At 65.7% G+C, this 8,903-nt stretch carries 12 protein-coding genes; 1 reads left to right on the forward strand and 11 read right to left on the reverse strand.

All coding sequences use genetic code 11. The features are described 5' to 3' along the window. Window positions 1–8 precede the first annotated feature (8 nt). The 9 genes from Q7W02_22920 to Q7W02_22960 form a co-directional block, all read right to left on the reverse strand. Complete coding sequence (locus tag Q7W02_22920; GenBank protein ID MDO8478990.1) at window positions 9–1,199, reverse strand: CoA transferase; 1,191 nt, start codon at window positions 1,197–1,199, stop codon at window positions 9–11. 12 nt (window positions 1,200–1,211) lie between these two features. Beyond that, window positions 1,212–2,045, reverse strand: coding sequence for an ABC transporter permease (locus Q7W02_22925; GenBank protein MDO8478991.1), 834 nt, complete (start codon window positions 2,043–2,045; stop codon window positions 1,212–1,214). Continuing rightward, the gene (locus tag Q7W02_22930) at window positions 2,042–2,956 is read right to left on the reverse strand and encodes an ABC transporter permease (protein MDO8478992.1); all 915 of its coding nucleotides are present in this window, start codon (window positions 2,954–2,956) and stop codon (window positions 2,042–2,044) included. The genes Q7W02_22925 and Q7W02_22930 overlap by 4 nt, the downstream gene beginning before the upstream one ends. After that, the gene (locus Q7W02_22935; protein ID MDO8478993.1) at window positions 2,949–3,980 is read right to left on the reverse strand and encodes a hypothetical protein; all 1,032 of its coding nucleotides are present in this window, start codon (window positions 3,978–3,980) and stop codon (window positions 2,949–2,951) included. The genes Q7W02_22930 and Q7W02_22935 overlap by 8 nt, the downstream gene beginning before the upstream one ends. Window positions 3,981–3,987: 7 nt before the next feature. Beyond that, window positions 3,988–4,200: a hypothetical protein gene (locus Q7W02_22940; protein MDO8478994.1), complete on the reverse strand. Its 213-nt coding sequence runs from the start codon at window positions 4,198–4,200 to the stop codon at window positions 3,988–3,990. 36 nt (window positions 4,201–4,236) lie between these two features. After that, window positions 4,237–4,518, reverse strand: a complete 282-nt coding sequence (locus tag Q7W02_22945) for a hypothetical protein (protein ID MDO8478995.1) — start codon at window positions 4,516–4,518, stop codon at window positions 4,237–4,239. Then, complete coding sequence (locus Q7W02_22950) at window positions 4,515–5,321, reverse strand: IclR family transcriptional regulator (protein MDO8478996.1); 807 nt, start codon at window positions 5,319–5,321, stop codon at window positions 4,515–4,517. Before Q7W02_22950 ends, Q7W02_22945 begins: the two co-directional genes overlap by 4 nt. A gap of 202 nt (window positions 5,322–5,523) precedes the next feature. Further along, window positions 5,524–5,994: a MaoC family dehydratase gene (locus Q7W02_22955; protein ID MDO8478997.1), complete on the reverse strand. Its 471-nt coding sequence runs from the start codon at window positions 5,992–5,994 to the stop codon at window positions 5,524–5,526. A gap of 47 nt (window positions 5,995–6,041) precedes the next feature. Beyond that, window positions 6,042–6,290, reverse strand: coding sequence for a hypothetical protein (locus Q7W02_22960; GenBank protein MDO8478998.1), 249 nt, complete (start codon window positions 6,288–6,290; stop codon window positions 6,042–6,044). 318 nt (window positions 6,291–6,608) lie between these two features. Here Q7W02_22960 and Q7W02_22965 point away from each other — a divergent pair, with 318 nt between their 5' ends. Continuing rightward, window positions 6,609–6,965 carry a hypothetical protein gene (locus Q7W02_22965; protein MDO8478999.1) on the forward strand — a complete coding sequence of 119 codons (357 nt, stop codon included), beginning with the start codon at window positions 6,609–6,611 and terminating at the stop codon, window positions 6,963–6,965. Here the strand turns inward: Q7W02_22965 and Q7W02_22970 are convergent. After that, complete coding sequence (locus tag Q7W02_22970; GenBank protein ID MDO8479000.1) at window positions 6,962–7,189, reverse strand: hypothetical protein; 228 nt, start codon at window positions 7,187–7,189, stop codon at window positions 6,962–6,964. The two genes, Q7W02_22965 and Q7W02_22970, sit on opposite strands and share 4 nt — an antisense overlap. 63 nt (window positions 7,190–7,252) lie before the next feature. Continuing rightward, window positions 7,253–8,740, reverse strand: a complete 1,488-nt coding sequence (locus tag Q7W02_22975) for an alpha/beta hydrolase (protein ID MDO8479001.1) — start codon at window positions 8,738–8,740, stop codon at window positions 7,253–7,255. Between the last annotated feature and the right edge of the window lie 163 nt (window positions 8,741–8,903).

Genomic DNA, 8,903 nt, shown 5'->3' on the forward strand with positions numbered 1-8,903 from the left:
TCTCCCCCTCAAATCGCGCCGCGGGCGCGCAACTCCGCAAGCGCGGGCGCGGCCAGCCCGAGCAGCGATCCAAACACTTCGTCGTTGTGGGCACCGAGCGCCGGGCCCGTCCACTGCACCTCGCCGGCCGTGCGCGACATCGACGGCACGACGTTCTGCATCCGCACCGGCCCGAGCTCGTCGTCGTCCACGGTGATGAGGTTGCCACGCGCCTCGTAGGTCGGATCCTTGACGATCATGTCCATGTCGTAGACGGGCGCGGCCACCGCATCGGCGCGCTCGAACTCGGTGAGCACCTCTTCCAGCGAGCGCTCGGCCATCCAACCCACCAGCATCTGATCGATCGCCTTGATGTCCGGCAGGATCGATTCGTCGATCGGCACGCCGAGCATCCGCGCGACGCGACGCACCACCGGCGGCGTGGCCGCGGAGACCGTGACCCAGCGCTCGTCGCGCGTGCGGTAGACGTTGGACAGCACCGTGGACAGCGGGAACGGGAAGTTGTTCCCCTGGCGCATCGGCAGCACGCCGAGCTGTTGATGACTGATCACCTGCCACTCGATGAGGCGGAAGAGCGTCTCGTAGAGCGCCAGATCGATCACCTGGCCTTCGCCGCCGCCCTGATCGCGCCAGTAGAGCGCCATCATCACGCCGTAGGCGCCCATGAGCCCCGAGACCGTGTCCGCGAGCGAAAACCCGATGTGCATCGGCGCGCCCTCGGCGAAGCCCGTGACGTGCACCACGCCGCTCATCGCCTCACCGGCGCGGCCGAAGCCCGGTGACTTACGGCGCGGTCCCGTCTGGCCATAGCCGGAGATGCGGAGCACGACGAGGCGCGGGTTGATGGCGTGCAGGCGGTCCCAGCCCAGCCCCAGGCGCTCGAGCGTCCCAGGGCGGTAGTTCTCGACCAGCACGTCGCTCTGCTCGACCAGGCGCTCCAGGAGCTGCTTGCCCTCCGGCGACTGGATGTTGAGCGTGACGCACTTCTTGTTGCGCGCGGAGACCTTCCACCACAGCGACACGCCGTCCTTGAAGGGACCCAGTCGCCGCATCGCGTCGCCGCCGTCGGGCCGCTCGACCTTGATGACGTCCGCGCCGAAGTCGCCGAGCAGCGTGGCCGCCATCGGCGCCGCGAGCGCGTGGCCAATGTCGAGCACGCGCACGCCGGCCAGCGGCGATTCCTTCGTCTTGTTGGTCACTCTTGCGCCTCCTTAGACGGTCAGCCCTTTGCGGGGATCGAGCCAGTCGCGGAACCGGTCACCGAGCACGTTGACGGCAAGGACGGTGGCCATGATCGCCAACCCGGGCAACGTCGCCAGCCACCACGCGCGCTCCAGGTATTCGCGGCCGCTGCTGAGGATCTCGCCCCACGAGATCTGTGGGAATGCCACGCCGAGGCCGAGGAAGCTCAGCCCGCTCTCGGCAATGATCATCAGCGAGAGCTGAAAGCTCCACAGCACGACGACCGACGGCATCACGCTGGGCGCGATGTGGCGGAAGAGCACCCGGCCGGCGGAGCCACCGATCGCCCGCGCCGAGACCACGAATTCCGTGTTGCGCAGGCCCTGCACCTCCGCGCTGGTGACCTTGGCGAAGGGCGCCCAGCCCCACGAGGCGAGCACGATGACGAAGTTCCACACGCTGCGCTCGACGACCGACAGCACCGCGACGGCGATCACGATGAACGGGAACGACAGCTGCAGGTCGCCCAGCCGAGTGATGATGTGGCGGAGGCTGCCGTCGTTGTAGCCCGCCACCAACCCGAGCACGACACCGACCGACGCGGCCGTCGTCGCGGCCAGGAAGGACACGGTGAGCGTGATCCGCGCGCCGGCGACGATGCGGCTGAACACGTCGCGGCCGAGCTGGTCGGTGCCGAACACGTGGCGGCCCGCCTCGGTGGTCACCAGAGGCGGCAGCAGCCGGTCGCGCAGACTCTGCCCGTGCGGATCGAGCAGCATCAGCCGCGGCCCGCCGGCGACGAAGATGAGGTCGATGAGCAGCACGAGGAGCGCGAGGGTGCCGCCAAGACCGATCCGCCTCACGCCCGCAACCGCGGGTCGACGAGTCGCGCGAGCACCTCGGCCAGCGTGTTCGACACGGTGACGATGAGTGCGATCAGGAACACGGTCGCCTGGATGACGGGGAAGTCGCGGGACAGCACGGACTGCACCAGGCGCTGGCCGAGACCGGGCCAGGAGAAGATCGTCTCCACGATGACCGCGCCGCCGAACAGCTGCCCGAAGTCGACCGCGATGATGATGATGACGGGGACGAGCGCGTTGCGCAGCGCGTGCTTGAACATCACCGACATCTCGGACAGGCCCTTGGCGCGCGCGGTGCGCACGAAGTCGCGGCCCAGCACCTCCAGTACGTTTGCGCGCGTCAGACGCACGAGCTTGGCGAGCAGGAACATGGACAGGGTCACGGCCGGCAGGATCAGATGCCGGGCGTCGCCATACCCGAAGGACGGCGTCACGCGCAGCTTGACCGCGAACACGAGGATCAGCAGCAGCCCGAGCCAGTAGGGCGGCATCGACTGGCCTAGGAGGACGACGAACCGCACAGCGCCATCGAGCGGCGAGTTGCGATTCACGGCCGCCACCACGCCGAGCGGCACCGCCACGCACACCGTGACGACGATTGACACGCCGACGAGCACGAGAGACGGTACCAACGCCTCCAACACGAGGCGCACCGCCGGCACCTGGAGGAGCAGCGAGTCGCCGAATCGGAAGTGCACGAGATCGATGAGGAACGTCCGGTACTGCGTCATCAGCGGCGCGGTCAGGCCGAGCTGCTGCCGTATCGCCTCGACCTGCTCGCCGCTGGCATTCGGACCGGCGATCACCGCGGCCGGATCGCCGGTGGAGCGCATGGCGAAGAACAGGATCGTGGAGACGCCGAAGACGATCAGCACCATCTCGAGGCCCTGGCGAAATATGAGCCTAGACATCAATCCGGCAGCTGATCGCCTCGGTCTCTCCGAAGGACGGCAGATACGTGATGTGGTACGGCTCGGGCCCGCCGGCGACGACAACGAGGATGTCCTCCGGGCGCCGGGTGACCCGCACCATCCCTGCGTGCACGCACGGCGTGAACATCGGCGCGATCTCGGCGGCGTCGTATGACGCCTCCGGCATCCCCGAGTGCTCCCAGAGGTACGCCTGCACGTCGTGCTTCGAGAACCCTTCCGCCGCCAAGCGCTGGGCGTGGCCAGACGGCAGCACGACCAGAGGATTGCCCGCGCCGATGAACACGTTGTTGTTGCCCTTGGTGGCCATCGCGTCCGCAACGAGGTCGAGAGCGCCGCGGCCATGCGGGCCGAGGTGACAGATGTTGTGTGTTCCCTGCGCGCCGATGACCGTCGCCACGCTGTCCTCGACGGCGAAGCCGCGGTCGACATGAAGCGGCGTCCACGGGCTGTTCTCCTCGTCCTCACCGAAGCAGAACGTGTACTTGCCCGGCATGCCGAGTGTGGACTTGTCGACCTCGCCCGGCGTGCCGCCGCCGATATTCTGCAGGATGAAGCGCATCGCCCGGCCGATGGCCGCGTTCGAGCGACGCCCCGGCCCGAGCGCGTTGCGGCCGCAGTTCAATTCCACGCCGCTCCGGATGGGCCCGTTGACGAGCAGCAGCGGCGCCACGGGGTTGGTCGTCGTCTGAATACCGTGAAGGTTGAACGTTGGCGCGCACACAGCAGCCACACCGGCGGCGACAACGGGGGCGTACGCAGGCAGGCAGCCGGCCATGACCATGTTGATCGCGACCTTTTCCGCGGTCGCCGGGGCCATCCGTGGAGCGACGACCGCGATGATCTCGTCCGGTCCGCGCCGAAGCGCGGCGAGCATGGCCAGAATCTTGTCCTCGGTGGGCGGCACGATCGGTAGGCCGTCGGTCCACCCCTGCCGGTAATAGAAGTCGAAGACGGCATCGGGATCGGCGAGTTCGAACGCTCGAGAGGCGATGGCTGTGGTCATCGCCCCCTCATTCGCCTCTCAGCGCCTTGAGGATCAACGCTACCGAGGCCTCGGCGATGCCGAGCATCACCGACTCGTCGCCGTACTCCGTGAGCTCGGTCTTCGGCAGCGTCACCATGCAGCCGAGATCGACACCGCGCGATTTCAGGACTTCCGTCGCCAGCGACACGAACCGTTCCGTGACCAGCACCACCGCCGGGATGCCGCGCTTCGAGAGCACTGTTTGGTCGTGGACACTCCACGCTGTGCAGGCCCCTCAATTGGCGAGGCCGACGATCGCGACGTCGCTCGTCGCGACGACCTCCTCGAGCAGCGCCGCCGGCGTCTCGTTCGAGGTCGGGATGCGCCACTCGCGCACCGCCGCCACGCCGTAACGCTCGGGGAAGTACTTCGCGAACGTGCGCGACATGAGGTCCATGCTGCGCCAACCGTTGTTGAGGACGGCCACGCGCATGCCCTCGAGCGAGTGCGAGACGGTCTTCCGAACCGTCCGCTCGACTTTCATTTCGACCGAAGGATCGAACACTCGAATCGTCACTGTGCGGCTCCTTTCGTCACCGTCGCGCCGAATAGGCCGGCTTCCTCGGCCACCCCGGCGGCGGCCTTCTTCATGAGCGCAAGGATGTTTCGGGCGCGCTTGCGAACGCGGAAGGATGGACCGGCCACCACAAGCGCGTGCCGATCGGCGGCTGCCTGCCCAGGGTGAAGGATCGGCACGGAGAGGCCCGTGAGATCCTCGAGGAACTCGCCGTTGCTGACCGCGTAGCCGCGCCGGCGGATCTCCTGCAGGTTGCGCCGTAGCGCCGCGGGCGTCGTAATTGTGTGGGCGGTGTACTTCTCGAGACCGACCTCGGCGATGTACCGCTGTATGTAGGTATCCGGCTGCATCGCCAGGCACATCTTGCCGCCCGCCGTACAGTGCAGGGGACGCCGGGTGCCGACCTGCGCGATGTAGCGGATGGGCTGTGACGACTCGATCTTCTCGATAAAAACGATCTCGTTGCCCTCGAGCATGCCGAGGTACACGACCTCCCGCGTGTCCAGCGCCAGGCGTTCGAGGTACGGCTTGGCGAGGCTGCGCAGATCGCCGCCCTGCGGCATGGCGGACGCGAGGCCGGCGAGGAAGTACCCGATACGGTAGGTCTTCGACGAACCATCGAAGTCGAGCAGCCGGCGGCGCACGAGCGTGCGCGCGATGTTGAGGGTCGTGCTCTTCGGCACCTCCAGGGTCTCGACCAGCTGCGCCAGCGTCAACGGCACGGGGCTGCGCGCCACCGCTTCCAGCGCGTCGATCGCACGATCGACGGAGCGGACGGTTCGGACAGTGTTGCTGGTGATCATATATGTGACCACTGGTCACATATATGATCACGCGTGCGGTGGGATGTCAAGACGCGCCTGGAGCAGGCCCTGCTCGTACTTCAGCCGCAGAATCTCTCGCAGAGCGTCGATAACATAACCCCCGTTCTCAGTCATGGCCCGCCGCGCCCGAGGGTCCTCCCTCGGGACCTGCCTTGTCACAGCACGCCGCGTCATCGGAACGTCAGATCGCATTGGTCGGGTCCCCTTCGGCCACCATATCGGCGAGGATCTCGCGGGCCCGGCCGGTGGGGAAATACCCGGTCAACCCCGCGGTCGCGACCTGCTCGCCGTGCTGGTTGGTAAATGTGGCTGCGGCCCGCGCCCTTCCCCGTTCGTCAACCTCGCTGATGACTAGACGGCAAGCAATAGTATCTCCCGGGTACACGGGGCGGCGGAAACGGAAGCTCATGCCCGTCGCGAGCCAGGCGATCTGCCCGCCCACTTCGCAGATCATGCTCCCGGTCAGAAGGCCGTGGCAGACGATCCCGGAGAAACCCTTGTCCTGAGCGAATCGAGGCTCGTAGTGCACGGGATTGTAGTCCCGAGTCAACGCACCGAACGCGACAGTGTCCTCACGGGTGAACGTGCGCGTAATCTCGAAGGTGTCTCCGGCCTTCAGGCCTCGGATAGCTCTGCGTCTTAGGTCCGACATGTTTTCAATCCCATCCCGCCTGTTCCCTCATATGGGGCAGCCTGCGCTCACGCCGGCGCCCGCTCCAGCAGCCCGACGGTCTCCATGTGAAAGGTCTGCGGAAACAGGTCGATCGGATGGAGCGTCACGCATCGGAAGCCGGCGCGGGTCAGGATCCCCAGGTCGCGGGCCAGGGTGCGGGGGTCGCAGGAGACGTAGATCACGCGGGGAACCGCCGCGCCGGCGATGGCAGCGAGCAGCACGGCGAGGAGACCGAGGATGAAGAGCAGAGGGAGCCCAGCTGAACGCATTCGCATCGCGGTCCTCCCGACGAGCCAGCGGTTACCGAGGAGTATTCAGCGGGAGTCTAGGCGGGCTGGGCGGCCGTGTCAAAGCGCACCACTGCCCGTACTCCGTACCCATGGGGCTGCCACACCCTGGCACTGACTGGCTCGAGAGCCTTGGGCTTTCAAACTGAGTGGACTATCCCGTATCGGCAATCGTGGCCCTGGCAGGCACGGCCAGGCCAACGCAAGGCATCGACCGGCTGGACACAGCCAGGCACGGCGTTCATGCCGGCCCCCGCATGGTGTTACCCTAGGGGGCGTGAGCATGCCAATCGATGGAGGTGCCTAATGAAGCGTGGATTTCTCTGGACCCTGATCGCGCTGACCGTCGCTGCGCTCCTCGCCGCGGGGCCCCTGCCCGCTTCGGCCGCCGACACGTCCAAGGTGGACCAGGCCACCAAGCAGGTGGAGACCGGCGCCAAGAAGATCGGCGAGGGCAAGATCATCGAAGGCGTCGAGGAGACGGCCAAGGGAATCGGCAACACCGTGGTCGAAGGCGCCAAGCTGACGGGCGAGAAGTTCAAGGAAGCCGGCGAGGCGGCTGAGCCGCCCGCGAAGACCGCCTGGGAGAAAACCAAAGAGGGCGCGACCTCCTTCGGCACCAGCGTCAAGACCTTCTTCAAGCGGCTCTTCGGCAGCGACTAGCGCTTTGGTTTCATGACCCTGGCGAGGTAGGCGACGAGGGACGCCGGCTCGCGCTCCTGGAAGCGGACCGCGACACGCAGCTGCTCAAGATACTGGTCGAGGGTCTTCCCGCCCAGATCGATGCGGCGGGCGGTGAAGAAGGCCTGCGCGTAGATGCCATAAAGCCCGTTCTCAGTCTTGGCCCGCCTCGCCCGAGAGGCCTCCCTCGGGGTCTGCCTTGTCACAGTGTTGTCGCGCCGGAGTGAAGGAAGAGAACTTATGGAACCTGTCACGATCGACTCATCAGACTAAGAGCCGCCCAAGGGCAAGAGTTTTGCCGTCTGTGGACTTCGGCCGTCTGCGGGGGTCCAGGTCAAGGTCCTTTCCTTCACCATCACAGATCCGCGATCGGACAGTCGGAACGTCACAGCCCCTTCGCTGACCGAGAAGGCGTAGAGGCCTCCCCGTCGCCAGCCAGAGAATGATCTGAACATCGCTCGCGGGCCTACGCCGTCCACATCGGCGATCCCATACGACACGACTTCTCCGGAAGGCTCTAGGATGCCGTACCACTGTCCACGAATTGGCTTGCCCTCGGTCTGCGTTGCTTCAGCGACCGAGAGTCGCACAGTGTTGGGGAGTCTTGGCAACAGTTCCTTCGCAGCCCGCTCCTGCAGTGCCTCATCTTCCTGGCAGTGCACGGACCCCTTCCCTGCCTCGAGGCTAGCCACGTACTGGACGAGACACGGGCCATACTTGATGGCAAACTTCCCGGTCGTCCCTCCGCCGTGCTCCACGATGTCGTACCTTTCGTCGAGTAACAGGGAAGAACCGGCACGTCCTGCGAGGGCGGCTACCGCGCCGGGGCCGCGCGCAACACTATTGAAAAGTTGGTCGTTGCGCGGAAGGATCAACACCAGCCGCTCCACAGAAAGCCGGCCAAGCGTTCGTTCAGTTGTTCCGGCGTCGAATCGGCCGCCCCCTCCCCGAGTTGTGACACCCGGTGCCATGGCCACGACCCCATAGATGTCCTTGGAAGACTCTGCGGCGTCTAGCGTGATGTAGCCCCCGAAGGACTGGCCGGCCAGAATGACGCGCGCATAGCCTTCCCGCCGCCAAACCGTGATCTCGTCCACCGTTCGTTGAATGCCCTGATATAGGGACTGCTCGATGGAAGTCTCTCCAAGGTTGTTCCGCGCGATCTTGACAACGTCCCACCCGCGGCTCTGTAGGAGTCTGAACACTGGGGGCACAGGGCCGGCATACTGCACCGAGGTTCCAAAGATTCCGTGATTCCATATCACAATACCGCTGGCTTTTGCGGGGCCGTGCCACGGGAGATCGCAGAAGGCTCGCTCGGCCCATGCCCACCGGCTTAGCGGGGTCTGACCGCATCGCATCGAGTCGACCACGAGGCTTGTTGTGTCCTGACGCGACTGGGCCTCGGCGTATGAGCGAGCCACGATCGCAGCACCCCGGGCAATGACGGCGCACTGAGCCTTGATCCCCCTTTCGTCCGCCCCGTTCTGACAGAAACTGAATGCGGTCTGGGCAGAGCTCGGATATCGGTCGAACTCGCCGGGATCTTCGAAGCTGAAACCGCAACGGTACTTGGTGGACCCGGGATCCTCGACGTAGAAGAAGTGTCCGGGGTAGGGCTTCTTTTGATACTCGTGAAGGCGAGTCTGACAGTCGCCTCGCAGAGTGAACTCAGTCGAGACTTGTCCGGCCGCCGGCAACGCCACAGTTAGGAACCCCAACGCGATGGCAGCCCTGGTTGTCAATCGTCTCAACATGTCATCTCCCTTTGGAGCGTAGATATTGATCTTTCACTAGATAATGGATACATGACTCACGACCACGGCAGATCGGACACGAGGATGCACGACCACAGGAGTTGCTGGGAACCGTGGAGCCGACGGAACGAGCGCCGCAGTTGAGCATCCAAGTGACGAATGT

It is taken from the genome of Candidatus Rokuibacteriota bacterium (assembly GCA_030647435.1).
In the GTDB taxonomy this organism is placed as follows: domain Bacteria; phylum Methylomirabilota; class Methylomirabilia; order Rokubacteriales; family CSP1-6; genus AR37.